This window comes from Streptomyces sp. PCS3-D2 (assembly GCF_000612545.2).
Classification (GTDB): Bacteria; Actinomycetota; Actinomycetes; order Streptomycetales; family Streptomycetaceae; genus Streptomyces.
The window spans coordinates 2,719,722-2,746,564 of sequence record NZ_CP097800.1 but is presented as its reverse complement, the minus strand read 5'-3'; the positions used below and the strand labels follow the sequence as shown (position 1 = coordinate 2,746,564).

The window sequence follows — 26,843 nt, the reverse complement described above, 5'->3', positions numbered from 1 at the left end:
CCGCCCGGGGGTGACGGGGCGGGCCCCGGGGCACCGCGCGGGTCGGGCCGGAGAGTCCTTGTGTCCCCTGTGGCGCTGAGCCGCTCCTGATCCGGGCCCGCCGGGCCCCGCGGCCGCCTCGCCGGAGCCGGCGAGGCGGCGGGTTTCGGCGCGATGATGATCGCCCCCGGCCGCCCCGAACTGTGCCTTCCGCGGGCCTGTGGGGCGGCCGCGGCGTTCCTGGCGGCACTCCTGCGGCGGCCGGAGCCGGCCGCTTCCCGGGCCTCCAGGCCGCCCGGGCGCACCGTCCCCCCGAAGCTACCTGCGGGTATACCGGTCCGTAGGAAGGTCGGGGCGCGCGGTCGCGCGCCCCGGTGCCGCGCGTGCGCCCGTTCGGGCCGGCGTACGGGGCGCACTCGTACGCGTGGCCGGATGCGTACGCCTGCAAGGTATCTCTTCGTGAAAAACCGTATCCGCTCCGTAAAGGTCGGGCGTAAGGTCGGGCATATGCGCAATGCGGTTTCCCGGGCAGATACGTCGACGGAAGGTGAAACGCGATGAACGACAGCGGTGCACTGCTTCCGTGGCTGGTCATACGTCAGGACGACAACGGCAACCGCTACCGGGTGGGGCAGTAGGCCACCCGGGCCGAGGCCCAGAAGGTCGCCGACAGTCTCGACGACCGAGGACACAAGCAGCTCTACTGGGTCGAGCGGATCGGTCAGACCGCCACGATGAACTGAGCTGGGCGGCGCCTCGCGGCGCTGGCATAGGCTCCGCCCATGACTGTACGCGTGGTCGTGGGCGGAGCCCTTTGTCATGACGGGCGCCTGCTCGCCGCCCGTCGCAGCGCACCGCCGGAGCTCGCCGGACGCTGGGAGCTGCCGGGCGGGAAGGCCGAAGCGGGTGAGACCGTCCCCGAGGCGCTGGTGCGCGAACTGCGTGAGGAGCTCGGCGTGGAGACCGAGCCGCTGGAGCGCATCCCGGGGGAGTGGCCGCTGAAACCCGGGCTGGTCCTGCACGTGTGGACGGCCCGGCTGCTCTCGGGGGTACCGGCGCCGCTGGAGGACCACGACGAACTGCGCTGGCTGGGACCGGAGGAGCTGGAGTCGGTGGACTGGCTGGACCAGGACCGTCCGGCGGTCGCCGAGGCCGGCCGCCGGCTGCGCGCGGGCGGCGCCGGGGCCGGTGGCGGGGGCGTCTGAGGCTCACGGCTGGGCCGTATGCGCCACAGTGCGCCGGTGGGTTCGGGATCGAGTGGTACGACGCCCCGAATATCGGGTATGTCGCTATTAATCCCTATCTCGTCCTCCTTTCGTTCCCGACGAACCGGACTGGGGTCGCTGCTGGCCCGGGAAGTGATCGGCGTGATCGACACAGACGGTGAGTGTGCCGAGTGGGCCTTCCCCGCCGAGCCCGGCGCCGTCCGCACCGCCCGCCACGCCGTGCGCGGCACCCTGCACGAGTGGGGCCTCGAAGCGGTCGGTGACGTGACCGTCCTGCTGGTCAGCGAGCTGGTGACCAACTCCCTGCGCTACGCCTCCGGCCCCATCGGCGTCCGGCTGGTACGGCGGAATCCGGCCGCCGGAGATGCCGCAGACACGCCGTCGGGCGGTCCCGCGCTGCTGGTGGAGATCTCCGATCCGCTTCCGGATCCGCCCCGCGAGCGGGTGGCGGACTCGGAGGACGAGGGGGGTCGCGGACTGCACCTCGTGGCCGTCTCCTCCCAGCGCTGGGGGACGCGTCACGGCAAAACGGGGAAGACCGTGTGGTTCGAGTTGGCTCTTCCTGGTGAGTAACAAGGTGAGCGGTGGCGGGAGACCCCTCGCGGCATCTTCCGGCGGTGGCCGGGAAGGGGTCGGGGGAGATCGCGCGACATGGCTTGAAATCATCGAGACCGTGCTGTGATCGTGAACGCCGTGCCGTCCGGGGGCGTGGTGCTGAATACTGCCGTCATGGCCGGTCCGGTTGCGGTGAGCTGGAGGGGACGGTCGCGTGAGCGAAATACCTGCGCAGGCACATCAGGCCAACGTGCCGCGCGAGACATGGCACGACGCCCTGTGGCACAGCAGTCCGCCTGGCTCGATATATGACTACATAAAGGTCGCGTCGTTCTCGATCGGGCCCGACGGGTTCATCGACCAGTGGAGCCTGCGCGCCGAGGAGCTCTTCGGCCTGACGGCCGCCCAGACCGTGGGGCGCGACCCGGTCGACGCCTTCATGCCCGCCGAGTTGCGCCCGGACGCCCACCGCAAGGTCGCCGAGATCCTCGACGGCAAGGAGTGGACCGGCCTGATCCCCTTCCGGATCCCGGGCGGGAACGGCGCGCACGGCGTGGCCGAGATCTATGTGATGCCCACCCAGACCGAAACCGCGGAACGGGCCGCACTGTGCGTCGTCGTCGACGTACGCGCGCTGCGCCGGATCGAATCCGACCTCGCCGCGTCACAGGCCATATTCGGCCAATCTCCTTTCGGTTTCCTGCTCTTCGGTACGGACCTCACCGTGCAGCGGGCCAACCGGCGCTTCGCCACCGTCTTCGGCGGCACCGCCGAGACGCACCGCGGCCGCACCGTGCACGACTACCTGCCCGCGCACGAGGCGGACCGGATGGCGGAGGCCCTGCGCAGGGTGCTGGACACCGGCGACGCGGTCACCGACCTGCGGATCACCGGATCCACCCCGCGCAGCCGGGAGAACCGCCACTGGTCGATCAACCTCTACCGCGTGCACGGCGGCAGTGGCCGCCCCATCGGTGTCGCCGGCATCGGCACCGACGTCACCCGCCGCCACCTCGCCGCCCGCGAGGCCGCCGGGGTCCGGCGCAATCTCGCCCTCCTCAACGAGGCCGGGCACCGCATCGGCAACTCCCTGGACCTGGAGACCACCGCCCGGGAACTCCTCGACGTCACCGTCCCGGGCTTCTGCGACCTGGCCGCCGTCGACCTCTACCAGGGGCTCCTGCTCGGCGACGACGACCGTCCCGCCCGCCCCCAGGGGCCGGGCGTGCCCAGCCTGCCCGGCCAGGGACCGGCCCGCACGCCGTCCGCCGCGCTGCGCCGGGTGGCCTTCGCCTCCGCCGTGTCGGACGCACCGCTGTCCGGTCCGGGCGCCCTGGTCGCCGTCGGCGACATCCACCGCTATCCGGCCGCCTCGCCGGGGGCGCTCGCCCTGCGCACGGCGAGGCCGCGGCTGATCGAGGGCGGCGGGCCGGAAGACCTCGTGCAGTCCACCCTGGTGGTGCCGATGGTCGCCCACGACACGGTGGTCGGACTCGCCCAGTTCTCCCGTACGAAGGGCAGCGAGCCCTTCGGCGAACGGGACCGGGCGGTGGCCGTGGAACTGGCCGCCCGGGCCGCGGTGTGCATCGACAACGCGCGGCTGTACCGGCGTGAGCACGAGCGGGCGCTGATCCTGCAGCGCAGCCTGCTGCCCCCCGGCGACCCGGCGGCGGCAGGCCTGGACATCGCCTGCCGCTACCTGCCGGGCAACGCGGCCACCGAGGTCGGCGGCGACTGGTTCGACGTCATCGAACTGCCCGGCCACCGCACCGCGCTGGTCGTCGGCGACGTCATGGGCCGGGGACTGCGGGCCGCCGTGGCCATGGGCGAACTGCGCACCGCCGTGCGGACCCTGGCACTGCTCGACCTCGAACCGGCGGAGGTGCTGACCGCCCTCGACGAGATCGCGCGCGGGCTCGGCGCACCCGGCGGCTCCCAGCAGGCCTCCCGCGCGGCCCTGCACTCCCGCGACTCCGACCGCTCGGAGGTGTACCTCGCCACCTGCGTGTACGCGGTCTACGACCCGGTGACGCGGCGCTGCACCATCGCCAACGCCGGCCACATGCCGCCGGTCCTGGTGTCGCCGAACCGGCCCGGCCCGTACGAGGAGCGCGAGCCCATGCCCGCCCTGCTGCTGGAGGTGCCGCCCGGGCTGCCGCTCGGGGTGGGCGGCGAGCCGTTCGAGGAGGTCGAGGTCGATCTCCCCGAGGGCGCCCTGCTCGCCCTCTACACCGACGGGCTCGTGGAGTCCAGGGACCATCCCCTGGAGGAGGGTCTGCGCGGCCTGCGCGCCGCGCTCGCCGACCCGGTCCGCCCCCTGGAGGACGTCTGCGACCACGTGCTCAACACCCTCGACACCCGGCACGGCGAGGACGACATCGCCCTGCTGATGGCCCGGGTGCAGGGACTGCCCGTGGACGCCGTCGGGGACTGGCAGCTGCCGCGCGAGGCGCGTTCGGTGGGCCGGGCGCGGGAACTGGCCCGGGCCAAGCTGCCGGCGTGGGGCCTGGAGGACCTGCTGGACACCACCGAGCTGCTGGTCAGCGAACTCGTCACCAACGCCCTGCGCTACGGCGAGGGCGAGATCCGGCTCAGGCTGCTGCTCGACCGGACGCTGGTGTGCGAGGTGTGGGACGCGAACCTGGTCCAGCCGAGGCGCCGGCGCGCCCGCGACACTGACGAGGGGGGCCGGGGCCTGCAACTGGTGGGCATGCTGTCCGCCGGGTGGGGCACCCGGCGGACCCACCGCGGCAAGACCGTGTGGTTCGAGCTGCCGCTGCCGGGAGCGGCGGAGGAGGCCGCCGGGGAGCTCTCGGCAGAACAGCTCCTCGACCTGTACGGCTGACCCACCGACAGGCCGGCCGGGGGACGCCGCACCGCGGCAGCCCCCGGCCGGGTGCGGACCCGGTACGGCCTAGGCGGCGCCCTGCTTGAGGGCGGCCAGACGGGCCTCGATCTCGCTCCGTCGGCCCAGGTCGTCCAGGGATTCGAACTGTGCGTCCAGGGAGGACGCGGCCAGCTCCTGCCGGCCCAGGGCCAGCGCCTCCTCCCGTCGCACCTTCTCCTCGAAGCGGCCCAGGTCGCTCGTGGGGTCCATCACGTCGATGTTCTTCACCGCGTCCAGCATCGTGTTCTGCGCCGCGGCGGTGCGGGCCCGGGCCACCAGCTCGTCCCGCTTCGCCTGGAGCTCCGTCAGCTTGTTCCGCATCGACTCCAGGCCAGACTTGAGCTGGTCGACCACCTCCGTCTGCGCGGCGATCGTCGGCTCGGCCGTCTGCGCCTCCTTCTCCGACTGCAACTGCCGCCCCAGCGCCACCTTCGCCAGGTTGTCGAACCGGTCGGCCTCTGCCTCGGCCCCCGACGCTCTGAGCTCGTCCGCCTTCCGGCTCGCGGCCAGGGCCTTGGAGCCCCACTCCGCGGCCGCGTCCACGTCCTCCCTGTGGTCCGCCTCCAGCATCCGCAGGTTGCCGATCGTCGTCGCAACCGCCTGGTCCGCCTCCGAGATGTTGTTGCCGTAGTCCCGGATCAGCTGGTCCAGCATCTTCTGCGGGTCCTCCGCCTGGTCCAGCAGCGCGTTGATGTTGGCCTTGGCGAGCTGGGTGACCCGGCCGAGGATCGTCTGCTTGGTCATGAGGGGCCTTTCCTGGTGGGGGATGGTCTGTCCGGTACGGGACCCGCGCGCGGGCGGTTCAGAAGCGGCCGCCACCGCCCATGCGGCCCCGGGTGCCGCCGCCGCCGAAGGAGCCCGGGCCGCCGCCGAAACCGCCGGAGCCCCCGCCGCCGCCTCCGAATCCGCCGAATCCGCCACCCCCGCGGCCGCCCCGCAGGATCTCGCCGAGGATGATCCCGCCCAGTACGGCGCCGCCCTGCCCGCCGCCGCGCCGGCCCGCGTACGGGTCCCGGTACGCCTGCACGTCCTGCTCCGCCAACCGCTGCGCCTGCCGTGCGAGCGCGTCCGCCTGCCGGGCCTCCGCCAGCGCCTCCGACGGGTCGCCCGCCTCCAGCGCTGCGGCCCGCTCCAGGTGCCGGCCCGCCTCCGCCAGCCGCGTGCGGGCCTGGCTGCCCACCGCGCCCCGGCTGGTGGTGAGGTAGTCCGTCGCCGCGCCGATCGCGCTGCGCGCCGCGAGCATGGCCTGGTCGAGCAGGGCCGCGGCCCGCCGCCGGCCCGACTCCCGCTCCCGGGCCCCGGCGAGCGCCTCGTCCAGGGCCTCGTCGGCCTCCTCCACCCGACGCAGGGCGTCGATCGGGTCGTAGCGGCCGGCCGCCTGCTCCTGCCGCACGTCGGCCACCACGGCTTCGGCCCGGCCGATGCGCCCGCGCAGGTCCGCCGTCGGGGTGCCCTCCGCGGTACCGGTCAGCAGCCCCCGGGCGTCCGCGAGGTCGGTCTCCGTTTCGGTCAGTGCACCCGGCAGCTTCCCGGCCGCCTCCGCCAGCTCCTGCGCCCGCCGTTCGACCGCGTCCATCAGGGTCGCCGCCTGGCCCACCGCACCCTCGGCGGACCGTACGTGCACGGCCGCCGTGCCGTTCTCGCCCGCGTCGACGGCCGCGTGCGCCAGGCCCAGGTTGGTCGCCGCGAACAGCAGCCGGTCCCTGGCCTGCTCGGGGTTGGAGGCGACGGGCGCGGAAGCGGAGTCCGCGTACCGCCGGGTCAGCGCGGTCAGGGTCGCCTCGGCGGTGGTGGTGCGCCCGGTCAGCTCCAGGTAGCGCTCCTCCACGGCCGCCAGGGCCCGCGGGGCGTTCTTCTCCAGGTCCCGCAGCCGGTCGAAGTCCGCCGCCTGGGCATCGAGCCGCCGGTTCGCCTCGGTGCAGCGGGCGAGGATCTCGTCCAGCATCCGGCGCCGGGTCGCGTCGTCCTCCGGATAGGCGTCGTCGAGCTGCTGGCGCAGCCGGAAGGCGTGCGTCAGCTCCCCCTTGGCGTACTCCACGGCCGCGGTGAACGGGGCGGCCGCCTCCTCGCCGAACTGCGCCGTGGCGAAGCCGAGTTCTTCGGTGCTGGTGCGCACCGCGTCGTCCGTCTCCACCAGCAGGGACTTCGCCCGGCCGTCCAGCTCCGGCAGCGGGAGGCGGTCCGGCGCGCCCTCGGGCCAGCCCGGACCGGTCGTCGTACCGCGGCCGCCGGCCGCGGCGTCCTTGCGCCTGCGGCGGGTGTACGCGTACACGCCGAGCGCCCCGGCCGCACCGACCGCGACCACCGGGAGCACGTAGTCCCCGGCGCCGCTCCCGCCGGCCCCGCCGCCGGGGTCGGGCGGGCCGGGGGTGATGGTCGGCGCCGGTACGGGCTGCCCGCCGAGGACCGCGTCGTAGCCGTTCGCCGCGCCGATCGCCGCGCCCGCCCAGTCGTTCTGCCGCAGGGCCGGCTCGATCGCGGTCCGTGCCACCTCCGCCAGCTGCCGCTCGGTGAATCCGGAGTCGACATCGGCCGAATAGGCGTACTGGCGGTCCCCGGTGGCCACCGCCAGCAGGACGTCGTCCCGGCCGAGGCCGTTGCGCTGCGCGGTGGCGTCCGCCCAGCTCTGCGCGGAGCGTCCGGAGAAGTCCCGCACGTACACCACGAAGAGCTGGATCCTCCGGTCGGCGTAGAGCTCGTCGAGGGCGGCGGTGACGGCGGGCTTGCGGTCGCCGAGCGCGCCGACGCGGTCGGTGGTCTGCCCCTGCCGTTCCAGGGCGACGGGGTCCTCGGCACGTACGGCGGGAGCCTGCGCGACGCCCCAGCCGCCGAGCGCCAGCAGCCCGGCGGCCAGGGCGAGCCCGGCCCGTGCGACGGCTCTGCTGCGCGGGGCGCTTCTCGGCAGGATCACATTTGGGAGGGTATGAGCGGGCCACCGGGCCCGCATCCGGAGCAAGGGGCAGTGACCCGGCGCAGGAGCCGTCGTTGGCAGGCCATGAAGAAGATCATGACGGCGACCCTGCTCGCCGCAGCCGCCCTCGGCCTCGCCGCGCCCGCCCACGCCGACAACGACTCCGACTTCGGGGGCAGGGTGAACGCGGCCAACAACTGGAACTTCACCGCGGCCGCGGTCTGCCTCCAGGAGGTGGCCGTGGTCCCGGTCATGGGCGACTGGGTGGGCGACCACGCCAACCACTGCTCCAACGGCAACGTCACCGACCACTCCGGCCGCTGACCGGGCGGTGTCCGGGATCCTCCCGCGAGAGGATCCCGGCCGCTCTCAGCCCTTCCGGCGCCCGATCCTGCTGCCGAGCCAGACCAGCGGATCGTACGTGCGGTCCACCGCCCGCTCCTTCAGCGGGATCAGCGCGTTGTCGGTGATCCTGATGCCCTCGGGGCAGACCTCGGTACAGCACTTGGTGATGTTGCACAGACCGAGCCCGTGCTCCTCCTGGGCGGTCCGCCTGCGGTCGAGTCCCGCGTCCGAGGCCGCGTCCAGGGGGTGCATGTCCAGCTCCGCCACCCGCATCAGGAAGCGCGGACCGGCGAAGGCGGGCTTGTTCTCCTCGTGGTCACGGACCACGTGACAGGTGTCCTGGCACAGGAAGCACTCGATGCACTTGCGGAACTCCTGTGAGCGCTCCACGTCGATCTGCTGCATCCGGTACGCACCCGGGGCGACCCCCTCCGGCGGCACGAAGGCCGGTACCTCCCGGGCCTTGCGGTAGTTGAAGGACACGTCGGTGACCAGGTCGCGGACGATCGGGAAGGCGCGCAGCGGGGTGATCGTGATCGTCTCGGTCCGCTCGAAGGTCGACATGCGCGTCATGCACATCAGCCGCGGCCGGCCGTTGACCTCCGCGCTGCACGAGCCGCACTTGCCCGCCTTGCAGTTCCAGCGCACCGCCAGGTCGGCCGCCTGGGTGGCCTGGAGCCGGTGCACGATGTCCAAGACCACCTCCCCGTCGTGCACCTCGACCGTGAAGTCCCTGAGGGATCCGCCCTCCGCGTCGCCCCGCCAGATCCGGAAGCTCGCGTCGTACGTGCTCATCCGTACAGCTCCTCTTCGGCGAGGTACTTGGCCAGCTCTTCCTTGTCGAACAGGGCGAGCAGATCGGGGCGGATGGCCTCGGTGCGGGTCCGGACCAGCTCGATCCGGTCGGCCGCCGGGTCCGCCGGTACGGGGTCCACCGGCCGGCACAGCAGGTTCACCGGGCGCCAGGCCCGCTCCATCGCCGGGCAGTCCTCGCGGGTGTGCCCGCCCCGGCTCTCGGTGCGCTCCAGGGCCGCGCGGGCCACGCACTCGCTGACCAGCAGCATGTTCCGCAGGTCCAGGGCGAGGTGCCAGCCGGGGTTGAACTGCCGATGGCCCTCGACGCCGGCCCGCGAGGCCCGCACGCGCAGGGCCGCGAGCCGCTCCAGGGCCTCGGCCATCTCGCCCTCCCGGCGGATGATGCCGACCAGGTCGTTCATGGTCGTCTGGAGTTCCTGGTGCAGGCTGTACGGGTTCTCCGCGTCCTCGGCGGCGTGGAAGGGAGCCAGCGCCTCCGCGGCCGCCGCGTCGATCGCGGTTGGGGAGACGGCCGGGCGCCCCGGGCGCGAGGCCGCGTACCCGGCGGCGTGCAGCCCGGCCCGCCGCCCGAAGACCAGCAGGTCGGACAGGGAGTTCCCGCCGAGCCGGTTCGAGCCGTGCATCCCGCCCGCGACCTCACCGGCTGCGAACAGCCCGGGCACCCCGACGGTGGCCGCGGTCTCGGAGTCGACCGCGATGCCGCCCATCACGTAGTGGCAGGTGGGGCCGACCTCCATCGGCTCGGCGGTGATGTCCACGTCCGCCAGCTCCTTGAACTGGTGGTACATGGACGGCAGCCGCCGCCTGATCCGTTCGGCCGGCATACGCGTGGACACGTCGAGGAACACCCCGCCGTGCGGGGAGCCCCGGCCGGCCTTCACCTCCGCGTTGATGGCCCGCGCCACCTCGTCGCGGGGCAGCAGCTCGGGCGGACGCCGGTGGTGGTCCGGGTCGTCGTACCAGCGGTCGCCCTCCTCCTCGGACTCGGCGTACTTCTCCTTGAAGACGTCGGGGACGTAGTCGAACATGAACCGCCGGCCCTCGGAGTTGCGCAGCACCCCGCCGTCTCCGCGGACCGATTCGGTGACGAGGATGCCCTTCACGGAGGGCGGCCAGACCATGCCCGTCGGGTGGAACTGCACGAACTCCATGTTCAGCAGGGGCGCACCCGCCAGCAGGGCCAGCGCGTGGCCGTCGCCGGTGTACTCCCAGGAGTTGGAGGTCGTCTTGAAGGACTTTCCGATGCCGCCCGTGGCCAGGACCACGGCCGGGGCCTCCAGCACGAAGAAGCGTCCGGACTCGCGCTCGTAGCAGAAGGCCCCCGAGACCCTCGGCCCGTCCTTGAGGACCCTGGTGACCGTGCACTCCTGGAAGACCTTGAGCCGGGCCTCGTGGTCCCCGTACTCCTTGAAGTCCTGCTGCTGGAGGGCGACGGTCTTCTGCTGGAGGGTGCGGATCAGCTCCAGGCCCGTGCGGTCGCCGACGTGCGCGAGACGCGGGTACTCGTGGCCGCCGAAATTGCGCTGGGAGATCCTCCCGTCGGGTGTGCGGTCGAAGAGCGCGCCCCAGGTCTCCAGCTCCCAGACCCGGTCCGGGGCCTCCTTCGCGTGCAGTTCCGCCATCCGCCACTGGTTGAGGAACTTGCCCCCGCGCATGGTGTCGCGGAAGTGCACCTGCCAGTTGTCGCCCTCGTTGACGTTGCCCATCGAGGCGGCGATCCCGCCCTCGGCCATCACCGTGTGGGCCTTGCCGAAGAGGGACTTGCAGATCACGGCCGTCCGGGCGCCGCGCTCGCGGGCCTCGATCGCGGCCCGCAGCCCGGCACCGCCCGCGCCGACCACGACCACGTCCCACTGCTGCCGTTCCACTTGAGCCATCAGAAGATCCTCGGGTCGGTGAAGGCGCCGCTGGCCAGCAGGTACACGTAGACGTCGCACAGGGCCACGCTGATCAGGGAGGCCCAGGCCAGCTGCATGTGGCGGGAGTTGAGCCGGCTGATCCAGCCCCAGAGGCGGTAGCGCACCGGGTGCTTCGAGAAGTGCCTGAGCCGGCCGCCCATGATGTGCCGGCAGGAGTGGCAGGACAGCGTGTAGGCCCAGATCAGCCCGATGTTGACCAGGAACAGCAGGGTCCCGAGGCCCATGTGGCCCCACTGGTAGTGCTCGTCGCGGAAGGTCAGCGCGGTGTCGTAGGTGAGGATGCCCGCCACCGGTACCGCCGCGTAGAAGAAGTACCGGTGGGCGTTCTGGAGGATCAGCGGGAAGCGGGTCTCACCGGTGTACCGCGTGTGCGGCTCGGCCACGGCGCAGGCGGGCGGGGAGGCCCAGAAGCCCCGGTAGTAGGCCTTGCGGTAGTAGTAGCAGGTCAGCCGGAAGCCGAGCGGGAAGACCAGGATCAGCAGCGCGGGGGACAGGCCCCACCAGCTGCCGAACAGGTCCCAGTTGGGGCCGCCGCGCATCTCCACGCAGTTCTCCGCCAGGCACGGGGAGTAGAAGGGGGAGACGTAGGGGGCCGCGTAGTAGTCGGTGTTGGCGAAGGCCCGCCAGGTCGAGTAGACGATGAAGGCGAGCAGCCCGGCCGCGGTGCCGGCGGGGGCGAGCCACCACCGGTCGGTCCGCAGGTGCCGGGCCGTGATCGCGGCCCGTGAGGCGTCGTGGACGCCGCCGGGCCGCTGCTGGGGTCGTTCCGTGCCTGTGGCCAAGGAGGGCTCCGGTACGAGTGATGAGGGGACGCCCCTGTCCGGTCCCGCCTCGGGGCGGCCGGACCGGACGGGGGAACGGGCGGACGGTGTGCGGAACGCGGCGGGGCGGCGTCAGGGCGCGCGGCGGTCGCGGGCGCCGAGGCCCTCGTCGTCGGAGTCCGTCCACAGGGTGCTGTCGTAGGGGGTGTCCGGGACCGTCACCATCCGGGACGGTTCCGGCGGAGCCGGTGCGGGCTTCCGCCGGGCGGCCGCGGCCTGCTGCTCCAGCCGCTCGACCTTGCGCGTCAGCTCGTCCAGGTTGCGTCGTACAGCGGTCAGGTCGTCGTGCAGGGACATGATTTGCCCTCATTTCCGCCAGGGTGCGGTGGCAACGCTCATGTGCGCCTGCGAGTGTCGCGCTTCGCGTCCCCCCTTGTGAAGGGACGTGCAGCGATTGCGGGCGCGCAGGCGTGAACTGTGCGCCCCTCCCTGCCACCCATTCTCTTCCCCCGTCCGGGGGAACGCCCCCCATGCCGTGCCGACGGGATTGGTCCGCACGGGTGGGGTTCGCGGCGTGGCGAGAGGCGGCTGCGGAGGGCGCGCAGTGCCGTCGATTTCAGTGGATTCCGGCAACCGGTGTGATCAGCTCCATATACCGCCGAACGTGATCACGCTTCCCCCAAGCCCCGCCCCGGAGGTACCACCCATGTCCCAGAGAAGGCGCAGGTCCTTGGCGCTCCTGACCTCGGGAGTCCTCGCACTGCCGCTGCTCACGGGCTGCGGCGCGGGTGACGACGAGGGCGGCCCGGCCGCCGCAGGGCAGGACATCGCGACGACCACCCGCGACAAGGTCGCCGACGGGGGCGTGCTGCGGTGGGCGGTGGACGCCCTCCCGGACACCCTCAACGCCTTCCAGGCCGACGCGGACGCCGCCACGAGCAGGATCGCGGGTGCCGTGCTGCCGCACCTTTTCGTGCTGGACGCCAAGGGGCGACCGGTGGCCAATCCCGACTACCTGGAGAAGGCCGAGGTCATCGAGCGGGAGCCCAAGCAGGTCGTCCTGTACAAGCTGAACCAGCAGGCCGTGTGGAGCGACGGGCGGGAGATCGGCGCACCCGACTTCGTGGCCCAGTGGCGCGCCCTGAACGGCAAGGACTCGGCCTACTGGACGGCGCGCAACGCCGGCTACGAACGCATCGAGAAGATCGAGAGGGGCAAGACCGACCTGGAGGTCAGGGTCACCTTCGGCAAGCCGTACGCCGACTGGCGCTCGCTGTTCTCGCCGCTCTACCCCAAGCAGGTCATGGGTACCCCGGACGCCTTCAACGAGGGTGCCCGCGGCGCGCTCAAGGCCACCGCCGGCCCCTTCGGGCTCGGGGCGATCGACAAGAAGACCGGGACCGTCGCCCTGACCCGCAACCCACGCTGGTGGGGGAAGCAGGCCAAGCTGGACACGCTGGTCCTGACGGCGGTGCCCCGGGCCGGCCGCCCCGCGGCGCTGGCTGCCGGGAAGCTCGATCTGGCGGAGATCGACCGTTCGGGAGCCGACCGCATCGCCCTGGCCCACCGGGACGCCTCCGGCAAGGGCGGTGCCGGTGCGGGCGGGGCCCCGGCGCACGGTCCGGGCGCGGCGATGACCCCGGCGCAGGCCACGCTGTCGTGGGCGACCGCCTTCGGTACGGACGAGGAGAAGGCGGAGCAGGAGCAGGAGAACCGCGCCAAGCACGCCGAGTCGGTGAAGCGGTACGCGGACGAGCAGAAGGGCCTGCGAGGCTTCACGGTCCGCAAGTCCCTGGAGCCGGCCTACACGCAGCTGGCGATGAACGGGGCGTCCGGCCCGCTGGCGGACGAACGGGTGCGCCGGGCGGTGGCCCGCGCCCTGGACCGCCAGGCGCTGGCCGACCTCGTGCTGGGACCGCTCGGCCTGCCCGCGAAGCCGGTCGGCAGCCACGTGGCCCTGGCCGGGCAGCAGGCGTACGCCGACAACAGCGACGCCCTCGGCGGCCAGGACGCCAAGGCGGCCCAGGCCCTCCTCGCCGACGCCGGCTGGCGCCGCGGCGGCAAGATCACCGAGCCGGCCGGTGCCAAGGCGGGCCCGGAGAGCGCCCCGCAGGACGACGGCAAGACGCCCGCGGGCCCGGGCACCGGGAACGACGGCCTCTACATCGTGGGCCAGGACGACGGGGCCAACGGAGACCGGCCGCAGGCCGCCGGCGCCGACACCACCGCGGCCGGAGACGACCGGGACCGTGTCTCGCCGGTGCTGGCCCCCGCCCCCTTCGGCGCCCAGCAGCAGGCCTCCCTCCTGGCCCAGGCGGCCCACGCCCGCTCCGTGGCCGACGACGGCAAGCGCAGCCCGGCCCGGGACGGCGACGCGGCCGACCCGGCCAAGGGCTCGCCGGCCCCGGCCAAGCAGGCCACCCGCACCTCGGGCAACATGCTCGCCAAGGACGGCAAGGCGCTCACCCTGCGCTTCGTCCTCCCGGCCGGCCCCGGCTCGGAGTCCCTGCGCACGGTCGGCGAGCGGATCTCCGAGACGCTCCGCAAGCTCGGGGTGAACACCGAGACGACCAAGGTGGCCGACGACAGCTTCTTCAAGGACCACATCGCATCGGGCCAGTACGACCTGGCCCTGTACTCCTGGCCGGCCACGGCCTTCCCCGCCACCGACGCCCGGCCGATCTTCGCCAAGCCGGAGCCGGCGGCGGACGGCTCGCTCCTCGTCGAGCAGAACTACACGAGGGTCGGCACCGACCACATCGACCAGTTGTTCGACCAGGCTCTCGGGGAGCTGGACGAGGCGCGGTCCCGCGAGCTGGTGCGCAAGGCCGACGCCCGGATCTGGGCGGCGGCCGGATCCATCCCGCTCTTCCAGCGCCCGGAGCTGGTGGCCGTCAGGCCCGGCCTCGTCAACGCCGGCGCCTTCGGCCTCGGAGCCCCCCGCTACCAGGACATCGGCTGGAAGAAGGCGCCGACCGCCAAGGACAAGAAGAAGTAGCCCTGGCGAAGATGTGGTGACAAAGCGGTTCCTGTCAGGTTGACCCGCGGGGTGCAACCTCAGATGTGACTCAAGTCCCTTGCCCGCCGGAACTCCGGCGGGCAAGGTCGTGGATACCCGTTGACCCGCATGATTTCCGGCAGGAACGGCGGTCCGGGCACCCCACCTCGCGCTCGGCCGTGCTCATTCCTCCGGCCTCTTGACAGACCCCCCGGCAGGCGGTTCCCGCCATTCGACGTACCATGGGGTAAGGCCGTGGCAGGTTTTCGCCCGGTCGAGGCGCGCGTGCCAGGCCGTACGTGACGCCATCCACGATCCCGGGAGAAGCGCCGAAGTGCCCACGCGCCACGACATCCGTAACGTCGCCATCGTCGCCCACGTCGACCATGGCAAGACGACCATCGTCGACGCCATGCTCAAGCAGGCCGGTGCCTTCGCCGCCCACCAGCAGCTCGACGACCGCATGATGGACTCGAACGACCTGGAGCGTGAGAAGGGCATCACGATCCTCGCCAAGAACACGGCGGTGAAGTATCACCCCAAGGACGGCGGGGCCCCGATCACGATCAACATCATCGACACCCCCGGCCACGCCGACTTCGGTGGCGAGGTCGAGCGCGGTCTGTCGATGGTCGACGCCGTCGTCCTCCTGGTGGACGCCTCGGAGGGTCCGCTGCCGCAGACCCGCTTCGTCCTGCGCAAGGCCCTCCAGGCCCGGATGCCCGTCATCCTCTGCATCAACAAGACGGACCGCCCGGACTCCCGGATCGACGAGGTCGTCAACGAGACCTACGACCTGTTCCTGGACCTGGACGCCGACGAGGACCAGATCGAGTTCCCGATCGTCTACGCCTGCGGCCGTGACGGCATCGCCTCGCTGACCAAGCCGGAGGACGGCACCGTCCCCGCCGACAGCGAGAACCTGGAGCCGTTCTTCTCCACGATCCTGGAGCACGTCCCGGCCCCGACGTACGACGAGGAGGCCCCGCTCCAGGCGCACGTCACCAACCTCGACGCCGACAACTTCCTCGGCCGCATCGCGCTGCTGCGCGTCGAGCAGGGCGAGCTGCGCAAGGGCCAGACGGTCGCGTGGATCAAGCGTGACGGCACCATCTCCAACGTCCGCATCACCGAGCTGATGATGACCGAGGCGCTCACCCGCAAGCCGGCCGAGGTCGCCGGCCCCGGTGACATCTGCGCCGTCGCCGGTATCCCCGACATCATGATCGGCGAGACCCTGGCCGACCCGGAGAACCCGATCGCGCTGCCGCTGATCACGGTGGACGAGCCGGCCATCTCCATGGTCATCGGCACCAACACCTCCCCGCTGGTCGGCCGCGGCGGCACGGGCAAGGGCGCGGACGCCAAGTCCGCCGTCAAGGACCGCAAGGTCACCGCCCGCCAGGTCAAGGACCGCCTCGACCGCGAGCTGATCGGCAACGTCTCGCTGCGCGTGCTCGACACCGACCGCCCGGACGCCTGGGAGGTCCAGGGCCGCGGTGAGCTCGCGCTGGCGATCCTCGTCGAGCAGATGCGCCGCGAGGGCTTCGAGCTGACCATCGGCAAGCCGCAGGTCGTCACCCGCGAGATCGACGGCAAGGTGCACGAGCCGGTCGAGCGCATGACGATCGACGTGCCCGAGGAGCACATGGGCGCCGTCACGCAGCTCATGGGTGTCCGCAAGGGCCGCATGGACAACATGTCCAACCACGGCTCCGGCTGGGTCCGCATGGAGTTCGTCGTTCCGTCCCGTGGCCTCATCGGCTTCCGTACGGAGTTCCTGACGCAGACCCGCGGCACCGGCATCGGCCACTCCATCCACGAGGGTCACGAGCCGTGGTTCGGCCAGCTGGTCACCCGCAACAACGGCTCCCTGGTCGCCGACCGCGCCGGTGCGGTCACCGCGTTCGCGATGACCAACCTCCAGGAGCGCGGCGTGCTGTTCACCGACCCCGGCACCGAGGTGTACGAGGGCATGATCGTCGGCGAGAACTCGCGCTCCGACGACATGGACGTGAACATCACCAAGGAGAAGAAGCTCACCAACATGCGCTCCTCCTCCGCCGACACCTTCGAGGCGATCGTCCCGCCGCGCAAGCTCTCCCTGGAGCAGTCCCTGGAGTTCTGCCGCGACGACGAGTGCGTCGAGGTGACCCCGGAGGCCGTGCGCATCCGCAAGGTCGTGCTGGACCAGAAGGAGCGCTCGCGCACCGCGTCGCGGGCCAAGTCCGCCAAGTAACAACCGCGTTCAGGCGGCCGGTCCCGGGGTTTGCCCGGGCACCGGCCGCGCCTGCGCGGCCGGCCGTCAGGGCCGGGAGAAGCAGCAGCCCCTCCTCTCACGGACTCCGTGGGGGGAGGGGCTGTTCGCGTACGTCAAGCGGATTTTTGTGTTCACGTGTCCGCATACCGACCGTGACACTCCGGATGATGAGCCAACCGTCCGTTTCGCACGTGTCTGTCTCCTATCCGTTTGTCCGGATTTCGGGTTTCTGCCGCGGATCGATGTTGTGAAAACGAGACCACTTAAGTGTGGTTTACGGCCTGGCCGTACTTGAGGATGGCTCCATTGAGCTCGGGTCAATGGGTCACGCGATGTGGGGATCGCGCCGACTCACGAGCACACTATGGGCAGGAAACCACTCGCCGTCAGGGGTGTCGGCGAGGTTTTCATGCCCCTCAAGTCGATCAGTGGACTCATGAGGAGGAAACCCATGCGCGGTGCGAAGAGCGCCAAGTGGGTCGTGGGCGCGGTTGTCGTCGCCCTGGCCGCTACCGCCTGTGGCGGCGGTGACGGTGACAGCAAGGACAAGGGCAGCGCTACCGGCGGCGGTACGTTCCGCCTGGGCAGCACGGAGCCGGACACCATCGACCCGGGGCGCGCCCACGAGTCCACGGGCATCCTGCTGTCGAACGCCCTGTTCACCGGCCTGTACGGGAACACCCCCGACGGTCTGGCCGAGCCGCTGCTCGCCGAGTCGGCGACCTCGGACGAGGCTTGCACCTCGTGGACCTTCAAGATCAAGCCGGACACCAAGTTCTCCAACGGCGAGGTCGTGGACGCCGAGGCGTTCGCCCGCGGTTGGGCGCGTTCCGCGCACAAGGCCGCCGCGTCCGACGTGGCGTACCACTTCGCCGGCATCAAGGGCTACGCGGAGCTGCAGGACGGCTCGGCCAAGACCTTCTCCGGTGTGGCCACCCCGGACCCGCACACCCTCAAGGTGGACCTGGAGAAGGCGGACTGTGAGTTCGTCCTGAAGACGGCCCACACCGCCTACAGCCCGGTCCCGAAGGCCGCCAAGGTCGGCGAAGAGGACAAGGCGTTCGGCGAGGCCCCCATCGGCAACGGTCCGTTCAAGATGGACGGCAGCTGGGAGCACAACAAGGCCATCAACCTCGTCCGCAACGACGACTACGGCCTGGAGAAGGCGAAGCTGGACAAGGTCCAGGTCACCCTCCTCAACGACAAGACCGCGCAGCAGCTCGAGTACGACGGCTTCCAGGCCGGCACGTTCGACTACGCGCACATCCCGACGCCGATGCTGAAGACGGCCGAGGCGAAGTTCAAGCCGCAGAACAAGTGGTTCGCCAAGGACACCAGCGGCATGAACTTCGTTCTGCCGATCGGTGACAACGGCCCGACCAACAACAAGGACGCCCGTCTGGCGATCTCCTACGCGATCGACCGTCAGGCCATCGCCAAGGGTGTCTTCCAGGGCTTCCAGACCCCGTCGACGACCATCGTGCCGCCGTCGTTCCCGAAGGCGTACCAGAAGGACCTGTGCACCTCCTGCCTCAAGCAGGACGTCGCCAAGGCCAAGGAGCACGCCGAGAAGGGCGGCCTGAAGCCGGGTACGGAGATCAAGTTCTCCTTCAACACCGGTGCGGGCCACGAAGAGTGGGTCCAGGCCATCGCGCGTCAGCTCGAGGACGTCCTCGGCGTGAAGGTCAAGCTGGACGGCAAGGACTTCCCGGGCATGCTCAAGGAGCAGCAGGGTTCCGGCGCCACCGGCGTCTACCGCTTCGCGTGGGGCGCGGACTACCCGACCCCGGAGAACTTCCTGTTCCCGCTGCTGCACTCGTCCTCGATGACGAAGGACGCGGACGGCAACGTGACCGGTGACAACCGCGTCCGTTACAACAACCCCGAGTTCGACAAGCTGATCGACACGGCCCGCGCCACCAAGGACGAGGCCGCGCGCATCGCGATGTACAAGCAGGCCGAGAAGATGGCCATGGACGACATGGCCCTCATCCCGACCTTCAACCGTTCCCAGTTCCGCCTGATGGCGACCGACAAGTTCAACGGTCTGGACGACATCAACTTCAACGAGGACCCGATCCTCGAGAAGATCTCGCTCAAGAAGTAATCGGTTCGGACGGTATATCCGTCAGGAGCGAACGTGCCGCGGCCCCCGGGTGACCGGTGGGCCGCGGCCCCGCTCGGCAGGCCGTTTTTACTTCGGCACCCCTCACATCCGCGGGCAATCCCCGCCGGCCGAGAGCCGGCCCGTATACCGGGCCGGAGGCCGCTGCTCCCAGAAGCGGCCAGGTAGAGAGGCACAAACATGGGAAGGTACGTCGCCCGTCGCCTCGGGCAGATGGTCGTGGTCCTCATAGGCGCGACCATGGTTCTGTTCGCTTGTCTGTTCGTTCTCCCCGGTGACCCCGTGGGCTCGATCGCAGGCAGCGACAAGGCACGCGACCCAGCGGTGGTCGCGGAGCTCAAGGCGCGGTACGGGCTCGACAAGTCGCTGCCCGAGCAGTATGTGAACTACGTGTCGAAGGTCGCGACCGGAGACCTCGGCGAGGACTTCATCCAGCGCCGCGAGGTGTCCGAGATCCTCGGCCCCAAGCTGGCGAACACCGCGAAGCTGGCCTTCCTGGCCATCGCCCTCGTGACGGTGTTCGGTATGGGCGTCGGCATCATTGCCGCCCTGTACAGATACAGCATCTTGGACATGGCCACGACATTCTTTACGACCATGGCGGTGGGCTTCCCCACGTTCGTGATCGGCATGCTGCTCATGAAGTGGTTCGCGGTCGAACTCCAGTGGTTCCCGCAGCTCGGTGGAGACAAGCTCGAAGGCATGATCCTCCCCGCGATCACCCTCGCCATCACCGACGTCGCGTTCGTCGCGCGCCTCACCCGCGGCACGATGCTCGAGGTGCTGCGCGCCGACTACGTGAAGACCGCCGTGGCCAAGGGACTTCCGCGCCGCCGCGTGCTCTTCAAGCACGTGCTCCGCAACTCCTCCATCCCGGTCGTCACCTACCTGGGCATCTCGTTCGGCGCACTTCTCGGTGGCGCGCTCATCACCGAGGCGATCTTCAACTGGGACGGTGTCGGTCTGGCACTGGTCCAGGCGATCCAGCAGCAGAACAACCCGATCGTGATCGGTGTGGTGACCTACAGCGTCGCCATCTTCGTCGTCCTCAGCCTCATCGTGGACCTGCTGTACGCGGCCCTCGACCCGCGTATCCGCCTCAGCTGACCGCCCCCAAGGAGGATTTCCTCATGTCTGAGCTCGTCAAGAGCCCGGCGATCGGGGACGAGAGCCCCGTGCCGGCCACCCCGGCCGCCCCCGAAGCAACCCCCAAGCAGCTCACCCAGTGGGGCGAGATCCGCCACCGCTTCGTCCAGAACAAGCTGGCCGTCGTCGGTCTCGTGATCATCTGTCTGCTGTTCATCACCGCGATCTTCGGCAACATGTTCACGCCGTTCGACCCCGGTGCGCAGGACCTGGAGAACACCCTCGCGTCGCCCAACGGCACGCACTGGATGGGCACCGACGCCCTGGGCCGCGACATGTTCTCGCGCCTCATCGCCGGTACCCGCGTGGCCATGTTCGTCGGCCTCGCCTCGATCTTCTTCGCCGTGCTGATCGGTGTCGCCCTCGGCGCCATCGCCGGCTACTTCGCCGGCTTCGCCGACACCCTCGTCATGCGCGTCGCGGACGTCTTCCTCGCGTTCCCGCTGATGATCGGCGCCGTCGTCATCATCCTCGTCACCGGTCGCGGCATCACCCCGGTGATCATCTCGCTCGCGGTCTTCTCGTGGGCGACCGTCTCCCGACTGCTGCGCAGCTCGATCCTGTCGGTGCGCGAGATGGACTACGTCCACGCGGCCAAGGCGCTCGGCGCCAGCGGCGGCCGGATCGTCCGCACCCACATCCTGCCCAACTCGCTGACCCCGGTCCTGGTCTACGCGACGTTCAACGTCGGTACCACGATCATCGGTGTCGCGGCGCTCTCGTTCCTCGGCGCCGGTGTCCCGGTCGACGTGCCGGAGTGGGGCAACATGCTGGCGGCCGGGCAGGCCTTCATCGGGGTCCACGACTACCTGTGGCTGTACCCGAGCCTCTTCGTCGTCGTCACCGTGCTCGGCTTCGCCTTCGTCGGCGACGGCCTGCGCGACGCGCTCGACCCGAAGCTGCGGTAGGGCCGCCCGATGCTCCGAGACAACATCAGCAAGCAGGACGAAGGTGGCGGCGTGACGACGTCGGAGATTCTCAGCGTTGCGGAGACGGGCGGCGGGTCCGCAACGCCGCTGCTGGAGGTGGACAACCTCCAGGTCGAGTTCAAGACCCGTGACGGGGTCGCCAAGGCCGTCAACGGCGTGAGCTACAGCGTCAGCGCCGGCGAGACCCTCGCCGTGCTCGGCGAGTCGGGCTCCGGCAAGTCCGTCACCGCGCAGGCGATCATGGGCATCCTCGACAGCCCGCCCGGGCGCGTAGCGGGCGGCGAGGTGCGCTTCCACGGCAGGGACATCCTCAAGATGTCCGACGAGGAGCGCCGCAAGCTCCGCGGCGACAAGATGGCGATGATCTTCCAGGACGCGCTGTCCTCCCTGAACCCGGTCTACTCGGTGGGCGACCAGCTCGGCGAGATGTTCCGGGTCCACCGCGGCATGTCCAAGAAGGACTCGAAGGCCAAGGCCATCGAGCTCATGGACCGCGTGAAGATCCCCGCCGCGAAGGCGCGCGTGGGCGACTACCCGCACCAGTTCTCCGGCGGTATGCGCCAGCGCATCATGATCGCCATGGCGCTGGCCCTGGAGCCGGACCTGATCATCGCCGACGAGCCCACCACGGCTCTCGACGTGACCGTCCAGGCCCAGGTCATGGACCTGCTCGCGGAGCTCCAGCGCGAGATGAACATGGGTCTGATCCTGATCACCCACGACCTCGGCGTGGTCGCCGACGTCGCGGACAAGATCGCGGTCATGTACGCCGGCCGGATCGTCGAGACCGCTCCGGTCCACGAGATCTACAAGCGCCCCTCGCACCCGTACACCCGGGGTCTGCTGGACTCGATCCCGCGCCTGGACCAGAAGGGCCAGGAGCTGTACGCGATCAAGGGCCTGCCGCCCAACCTGCTCCGCATCCCGACGGGCTGTGCCTTCAGCCCCCGGTGCCCCAAGGCGCAGGACATCTGCCGTACGGAGATCCCGGTCCTGCACCCGGTCACCGAGCAGGACGGCACCGAACTGCCCGGCCGCGGGAGCGCGTGCCACTTCTGGAAGGACCAGATCCATGGCTGAGCTCAGCAAGACGAACACCGAGCGCGAGCCGATCCTCCAGGTCCGCAACCTGGTCAAGCACTTCCCGCTCACCCAGGGCATCCTGTTCAAGAAGCAGGTCGGCGCGGTCAAGGCCGTCGACGGCGTGTCCTTCGACCTGTACCAGGGCGAGACCCTGGGCATCGTGGGCGAGTCCGGCTGCGGCAAGTCCACGGTCGCCAAGCTCCTGATGAACCTGGAGCGCGCCACCGCGGGCGAGGTCTTCTACAAGGGCCAGGACATCACCAAGCTGTCCGGGCGCGCGCTGAAGGCCGTCCGCCGCAACATCCAGATGGTGTTCCAGGACCCGTACACCTCGCTGAACCCGCGCATGACGGTCGGCGACATCATCGGGGAGACCTTCGAGATCCACCCGGAGGTGGCCCCGAAGGGCGACCGGCGCCGCAAGGTCCAGGAGCTCCTGGACGTCGTGGGCCTGAACCCGGAGTACATCAACCGGTACCCGCACCAGTTCTCCGGCGGTCAGCGCCAGCGCATCGGCATCGCCCGCGGCCTCGCGCTCAACCCGGAGATCATCATCTGCGACGAGCCGGTGTCCGCGCTCGACGTGTCGGTGCAGGCGCAGGTCATCAACCTGATGGAGAAGCTCCAGGACGAGTTCAACCTGTCCTACATCTTCATCGCGCACGACCTCTCGATCGTCCGGCACATCTCCGACCGGGTCGGCGTCATGTACCTCGGCAAGATGGCCGAGATCGGCACCGACGCGCAGATCTACGACCACCCGACGCACCCCTACACCCAGGCGCTGCTGTCGGCGGTCCCGGTCCCGGACCCGGAGGTCCGCGAGTCCCGCGAGCGCATCATCCTCACCGGTGACGTCCCGTCCCCGGCCAACCCGCCGTCGGGCTGCCGCTTCCGCACCCGCTGCTGGAAGGCCCAGGACAAGTGCTCCACCGAGGAGCCGCTGCTGGCGATCCCGGAGCGCTTCAAGGGCGTCGACAGCCTGGCGGCGCACGAGTCCGCGTGCCACTTCGCCGAGGAGAAGGCCATTCTGGCCGTCTGACGCACCCGCTCGACCCCACGGCCGGCCCCCGGCGCCTCACAGCGCCGGGGGCCGGCCCTTTTGCGTACGCCGCGCCGCCACCCCCGCCGGCTTTGCACCCCCAGGGGTGACAGGGGCGGGACGCGCCGGTGCAATCGGTCCAACCGTGCGTGTGCGACACCCCTCATAGGGTGACATTGGCCCCTAAGTGAGTCTTGGGAGCCATAGGAGGCACTCCATGCGCGGAGCCACCCACGCCAAATGGGCCGCATGTGCGGTGGCCGTCGCCCTCGCGGCGACGGCCTGCGGCGGCGGGAGCGACAGCGGCGGAGGCGGCGAGGCGGGAATCATCAGCTCGTCGTGGGGTGACCCGCAGAACCCGCTGGAGCCCGCCAACACCAACGAGGTGCAGGGCGGCAAGGTCCTCGACATGCTCTTCCGCGGCCTCAAGCGCTACGACCCCAAGACCGGCGAGGCCAAGAACATGCTCGCCGAGTCCATCCAGACGACGGACAGCCGGAACTTCACCGTCACGCTGAAGGACGGCTGGACGTTCAGCAACGACGAGCCGGTCACCGCGCAGTCCTTCGTGGACGCCTGGAACTACGGCGCGGACGTGCGCAACAAGCAGAACAACTCGCCGTTCTTCTCCGACATCGTCGGCTACGACGACGTGCACCCGGCGTCCGGGGAGCCCAAGGCCACGACGATGTCCGGACTGGTGGTCAAGGACCCCAGGACCTTCACCGTCGCCCTCAAGGACACGTTCTCCACCTGGCCGGAGACCCTCGGCTACCAGGCCTTCTCCCCGCTGCCCAAGGCCTTCTTCACCGACCGCGCCGGATGGCTGGACAAGCCGATCGGCAACGGCCCGTACACGGTGGACTCGTACACCAAGGGCACCGGCATGAAGCTGCGGACGTGGGACGGCTACCCCGGTGAGGACAAGGCGCAGAACGGCGGCGTGGATCTGAAGGTCTACACCGACAACAACACCGCCTACACCGACCTGATCTCCGGCAACCTCGACCTCGTCGACGACGTCCCCGCACAGCAGCTGAAGAACGTCAAGAACGACCTCGGGGACCGGTACATCAACCAGCCGGCCCTCATCATCCAGACGCTCACCTTCCCGCTGTACGACCCGCAGTGGAACAAGCCGGGCATGGAGAAGGTCCGCCAGGGCATCTCGCGGGCCATCAACCGGGACGAGATCACCCGGCAGATCTTCCGGGAGACCCGGACCCCCGCCAAGGACTGGACCTCACCCGCCCTCGGCGAGAAGGGCGGCTTCTCCGCCACGGCCTGCGGCGACGCCTGCGTCTACGACCCGGCCGAGGCCAAGAAGCTCATCCAGGAGGGCGGCGGGCTCCCCGGCGGCAAGGTCACGCTGACCTCCAACGTGGACACCGGATCGCACCGGGACTGGATGGACGCCGTGTGCAACAGCGTCAACAACGCGCTGGGGGAGGGCCCGGTCTGTACGGTCAACCCGGTCGGCACCTTCGCCGACTTCCGCAACCAGCAGAGCAGCTACCGGCTGACCGGCCCCTTCCGCTCCGGCTGGCAAGCCGACTACCCGCTGATCCAGAACTTCCTGCAGCCGCTCTACTACACCGGCGCCTCCTCCAACTACGGGAAGTTCAGCAACAAGGAGTTCGACGCCCTCGTCGACCAGGCGAACCGGGAGAACGACCCGGCCAAGGCGATCGCCAGCTTCCAGGAGTCGGAGAAGATCCTCGCCGAGCAGATGCCGTCCGTCCCGCTCTGGTACCAGAACGGCAGCGCCGGTTACTCCGAGCGCCTTGAGGACGTGGCCCTCAACCAGTTCAGCGTCCCGGTCTACGACCAGATCAAGGTGAACTGACCCCCACCCGGATCCCGGGCCCCCGCCTCGCGGGGGCCCGCCGCGCCCCGCCAACAGCATGGAGCACTCCATGGGACGTTATGTGATCCGGCGGCTGCTCCAGATGATCCCGGTGTTCATCGGCAGCACGTTCCTGATCTTCTTCATGGTGTACGCGCTCGGTGACCCGGTCGCGGCCCTCTTCGGTGACAAGGCCCCCGACCCCGCCACCGCCGCACGCATCCGCAAGGACCTCTACCTCGACCAGCCCCTGTGGAAGCAGTACCTCCACTACATGGGCCAGATCTTCCAGGGCGACTTCGGCACCGCCTTCAACGGACAGTCCGTCACCGAGCTGATGGCCAGCGCCTTCCCCGTCACCCTGCGCCTGACCCTCGTCGCGATCTTCTTCGAGATCGTCATCGGCATCACCCTCGGCGTGGTCAGCGGACTGCGCCGAGGCAAGACCGTCGACACCTCCGTGCTGGTGCTCACCCTCGTGGTCATCTCGGTGCCCACCTTCGTCACCGGCTACCTGCTCCAGTACCTCTTCGGCGTCAAATGGGGCTGGGTGAGGCCCACCGTCTCCCCGGACGCACCGCTGAACGAGCTGATCCTGCCCGGCATCGTCCTCGCGCTGGTCTCCCTCGCCTACGTCACGCGCCTGTCCCGCACCTCCATCGCCGAGAACGTCAGGGCCGACTACGTGCGCACCGCCACCGCCAAGGGCCTGCCCCGCAGCCGGGTCGTCACCCGCCACCTGCTGCGCAACTCCCTGATCCCGGTCGTCACCTTCATCGGGACCGACATCGGCGCCCTGATGGGCGGCGCCATCGTCACCGAGCGGATCTTCAACATCCACGGTGTCGGATACCAGCTCTACCAGGGCATCCTGCGCAACAACTCGCCCACGGTCGTCGGCTTCGTGACCATCCTCGTCATCGTCTTCCTGCTGGCGAACCTGCTCGTCGACCTGCTCTACGCGGTCCTGGACCCGAGGATCCGTTATGCCTGATCCCGAGCGCCCCGAACCCGGCGGCTACGACCCGGTGGGCCCCCGCCCGAAGGAGGCGGTCGCGCCCACCGGCCAGGGGGGACCCATGGATCTCGCACTGGACGAGGCCGAGAGCGTCGAAGGCATCGAGAAGAACGCCGGACCGGGCGCCGCCGGCCCCGGCGAGCGGGCCCGCTCCCTGTGGTCCGACGCCTGGCACCAGCTGCGCCGCAATCCCGTCTTCGTCATCTCGGCAGCTCTGATCCTCTTCCTCGTCGTCATCTCGATCTGGCCGCAGCTCATCGCGAGCGGCGACCCCCTGCAGTGCGACCTCTCCAAGTCCCAACAGGGCTCCGCCCCCGGCCACCCCTTCGGCTACGACACCCAGGGCTGCGACGTCTACACCCGCACCGTCTACGGAGCCCGCGCCTCCATCACCGTGGGCGTCTGCGCCACCCTCGGCGCCGCCCTGCTCGGCTCCGCCCTCGGCGGCCTCGCCGGCTTCTTCGGCGGCTGGGGGGACTCCCTGCTCTCCCGGGTCGCCGACATCTTCTTCGGCATCCCGGTCGTCCTCGGCGGGCTGGTCTTCCTGTCGGTCGTCACCAGTACCACCGTCTGGCCCGTGGTCGGATTCATCGTGCTGCTGGGCTGGCCGCAGATCGCCCGCATCGCCCGCGGCTCGGTGATCACCGCCAAGCAGAACGACTACGTCCAGGCCGCCAGGGCCCTGGGCGCCGGGAACGCCCGGATGCTGCTGCGGCACGTGGCGCCCAACGCCGTCGCGCCCGTCATCGTCGTCGCCACGATCGCGCTCGGCACGTACATCGCCCTGGAGGCGACCCTGTCCTTCCTCGGCGTCGGCCTGCGCCCGCCCACGGTCTCCTGGGGCATCGACATCTCCAACGCGGCCTCGCAGATCCGCAACGCCCCGCACATGCTGCTGTGGCCCGCGGGCGCGCTGAGCATCACGGTGCTCGCCTTCATCATGCTCGGCGACGCGGTGCGCGACGCCCTCGACCCCAAGCTGCGCTGAGGAGTGCCG

General features: G+C 70.5%; 20 protein-coding genes and 1 pseudogene. 15 read left to right on the top strand and 6 right to left on the bottom strand.

Annotation, left to right across the window (positions count from 1 at the left end; genetic code table 11):
• The first annotated feature begins 536 nt into the window (after nt 1-536).
• From AW27_RS11390 to AW27_RS11375, 4 genes and pseudogenes are all read left to right on the top strand, one after another.
• Nucleotides 537-722: pseudogene (locus AW27_RS11390) on the top strand (SPOR domain-containing protein).
• Nucleotides 723-761: 39 nt separating this feature from the next.
• On the top strand, nt 762-1,184 hold the full coding sequence (locus AW27_RS11385; RefSeq protein WP_037919477.1) for a (deoxy)nucleoside triphosphate pyrophosphohydrolase: 423 nt from the start codon (nt 762-764) through the stop codon (nt 1,182-1,184).
• Nucleotides 1,185-1,337: 153 nt separating this feature from the next.
• Entirely contained in the window at nt 1,338-1,778 is a 441-nt protein-coding gene (locus AW27_RS11380) for an ATP-binding protein (RefSeq protein WP_037919479.1), read from the top strand.
• A 196-nt stretch (nt 1,779-1,974) separates the two neighbouring features.
• Nucleotides 1,975-4,605: a SpoIIE family protein phosphatase gene (locus AW27_RS11375; protein WP_370466474.1), complete on the top strand. Its 2,631-nt coding sequence runs from the start codon at nt 1,975-1,977 to the stop codon at nt 4,603-4,605.
• A 69-nt stretch (nt 4,606-4,674) separates the two neighbouring features.
• Here AW27_RS11375 and AW27_RS11370 read toward each other — a convergent pair whose 3' ends face one another.
• Nucleotides 4,675-5,391, bottom strand: coding sequence for a PspA/IM30 family protein (locus AW27_RS11370; RefSeq protein WP_037919482.1), 717 nt, complete (start codon nt 5,389-5,391; stop codon nt 4,675-4,677).
• 58 nt (nt 5,392-5,449) lie between these two features.
• A complete protein-coding gene (locus AW27_RS11365; protein WP_052030302.1) occupies nt 5,450-7,594 on the bottom strand; it encodes a TPM domain-containing protein in 2,145 nt (714 codons plus the stop codon).
• A gap of 48 nt (nt 7,595-7,642) precedes the next feature.
• Here AW27_RS11365 and AW27_RS11360 point away from each other — a divergent pair, with 48 nt between their 5' ends.
• Nucleotides 7,643-7,882, top strand: a complete 240-nt coding sequence (locus AW27_RS11360; protein ID WP_037919484.1) for a hypothetical protein — start codon at nt 7,643-7,645, stop codon at nt 7,880-7,882.
• Nucleotides 7,883-7,927: 45 nt separating this feature from the next.
• On the opposite strand, the gene AW27_RS11355 is transcribed toward AW27_RS11360, so the two are convergent.
• The 4 genes from AW27_RS11355 to AW27_RS11340 all read right to left on the bottom strand — a co-directional run bounded on the left by AW27_RS11355 (nt 7,928) and on the right by AW27_RS11340 (nt 11,756).
• Nucleotides 7,928-8,698, bottom strand: a complete 771-nt coding sequence (locus tag AW27_RS11355; RefSeq protein ID WP_037919486.1) for a succinate dehydrogenase/fumarate reductase iron-sulfur subunit — start codon at nt 8,696-8,698, stop codon at nt 7,928-7,930.
• Nucleotides 8,695-10,596 (bottom strand): fumarate reductase/succinate dehydrogenase flavoprotein subunit, encoded by a 1,902-nt coding sequence (locus tag AW27_RS11350; protein WP_037919487.1) that lies wholly within the window; start codon nt 10,594-10,596, stop codon nt 8,695-8,697. Before AW27_RS11350 ends, AW27_RS11355 begins: the two co-directional genes overlap by 4 nt.
• Nucleotides 10,596-11,420, bottom strand: a complete 825-nt coding sequence (locus AW27_RS11345; RefSeq protein WP_037919489.1) for a hypothetical protein — start codon at nt 11,418-11,420, stop codon at nt 10,596-10,598. The genes AW27_RS11350 and AW27_RS11345 overlap by 1 nt, the downstream gene beginning before the upstream one ends.
• A 111-nt stretch (nt 11,421-11,531) precedes the next feature.
• Nucleotides 11,532-11,756 carry a hypothetical protein gene (locus AW27_RS11340; RefSeq protein WP_037919491.1) on the bottom strand — a complete coding sequence of 75 codons (225 nt, stop codon included), beginning with the start codon at nt 11,754-11,756 and terminating at the stop codon, nt 11,532-11,534.
• A 349-nt stretch (nt 11,757-12,105) separates the two neighbouring features.
• Here AW27_RS11340 and AW27_RS11335 point away from each other — a divergent pair, with 349 nt between their 5' ends.
• From AW27_RS11335 to AW27_RS11290, 10 genes are all read left to right on the top strand, one after another.
• Complete coding sequence (locus AW27_RS11335; RefSeq protein WP_037919493.1) at nt 12,106-14,397, top strand: ABC transporter family substrate-binding protein; 2,292 nt, start codon at nt 12,106-12,108, stop codon at nt 14,395-14,397.
• A 334-nt stretch (nt 14,398-14,731) separates the two neighbouring features.
• Nucleotides 14,732-16,636 carry a translational GTPase TypA gene (gene typA, locus AW27_RS11330; RefSeq protein WP_037919495.1) on the top strand — a complete coding sequence of 635 codons (1,905 nt, stop codon included), beginning with the start codon at nt 14,732-14,734 and terminating at the stop codon, nt 16,634-16,636.
• Nucleotides 16,637-17,108: 472 nt separating this feature from the next.
• The gene (locus AW27_RS11325) at nt 17,109-18,764 is read left to right on the top strand and encodes a peptide ABC transporter substrate-binding protein (RefSeq protein WP_236647567.1); all 1,656 of its coding nucleotides are present in this window, start codon (nt 17,109-17,111) and stop codon (nt 18,762-18,764) included.
• Between the two features lie 198 nt (nt 18,765-18,962).
• Nucleotides 18,963-19,889 carry an ABC transporter permease gene (locus AW27_RS11320; protein ID WP_037919497.1) on the top strand — a complete coding sequence of 309 codons (927 nt, stop codon included), beginning with the start codon at nt 18,963-18,965 and terminating at the stop codon, nt 19,887-19,889.
• A 23-nt stretch (nt 19,890-19,912) separates the two neighbouring features.
• Entirely contained in the window at nt 19,913-20,836 is a 924-nt protein-coding gene (locus tag AW27_RS11315; RefSeq protein WP_037919499.1) for an ABC transporter permease, read from the top strand.
• Between the two features lie 9 nt (nt 20,837-20,845).
• Complete coding sequence (locus tag AW27_RS11310) at nt 20,846-21,937, top strand: ABC transporter ATP-binding protein (protein WP_078556152.1); 1,092 nt, start codon at nt 20,846-20,848, stop codon at nt 21,935-21,937.
• Entirely contained in the window at nt 21,930-22,982 is a 1,053-nt protein-coding gene (locus AW27_RS11305; RefSeq protein WP_037919501.1) for an ABC transporter ATP-binding protein, read from the top strand. The genes AW27_RS11310 and AW27_RS11305 overlap by 8 nt, the downstream gene beginning before the upstream one ends.
• A 217-nt stretch (nt 22,983-23,199) precedes the next feature.
• Complete coding sequence (locus tag AW27_RS11300; RefSeq protein WP_037919503.1) at nt 23,200-24,828, top strand: peptide ABC transporter substrate-binding protein; 1,629 nt, start codon at nt 23,200-23,202, stop codon at nt 24,826-24,828.
• A gap of 70 nt (nt 24,829-24,898) precedes the next feature.
• The gene (locus AW27_RS11295) at nt 24,899-25,822 is read left to right on the top strand and encodes an ABC transporter permease (protein WP_037919505.1); all 924 of its coding nucleotides are present in this window, start codon (nt 24,899-24,901) and stop codon (nt 25,820-25,822) included.
• A gap of 85 nt (nt 25,823-25,907) precedes the next feature.
• Nucleotides 25,908-26,834, top strand: a complete 927-nt coding sequence (locus tag AW27_RS11290) for an ABC transporter permease (protein WP_172671296.1) — start codon at nt 25,908-25,910, stop codon at nt 26,832-26,834.
• The last annotated feature ends 9 nt before the right edge of the window (nt 26,835-26,843 follow it).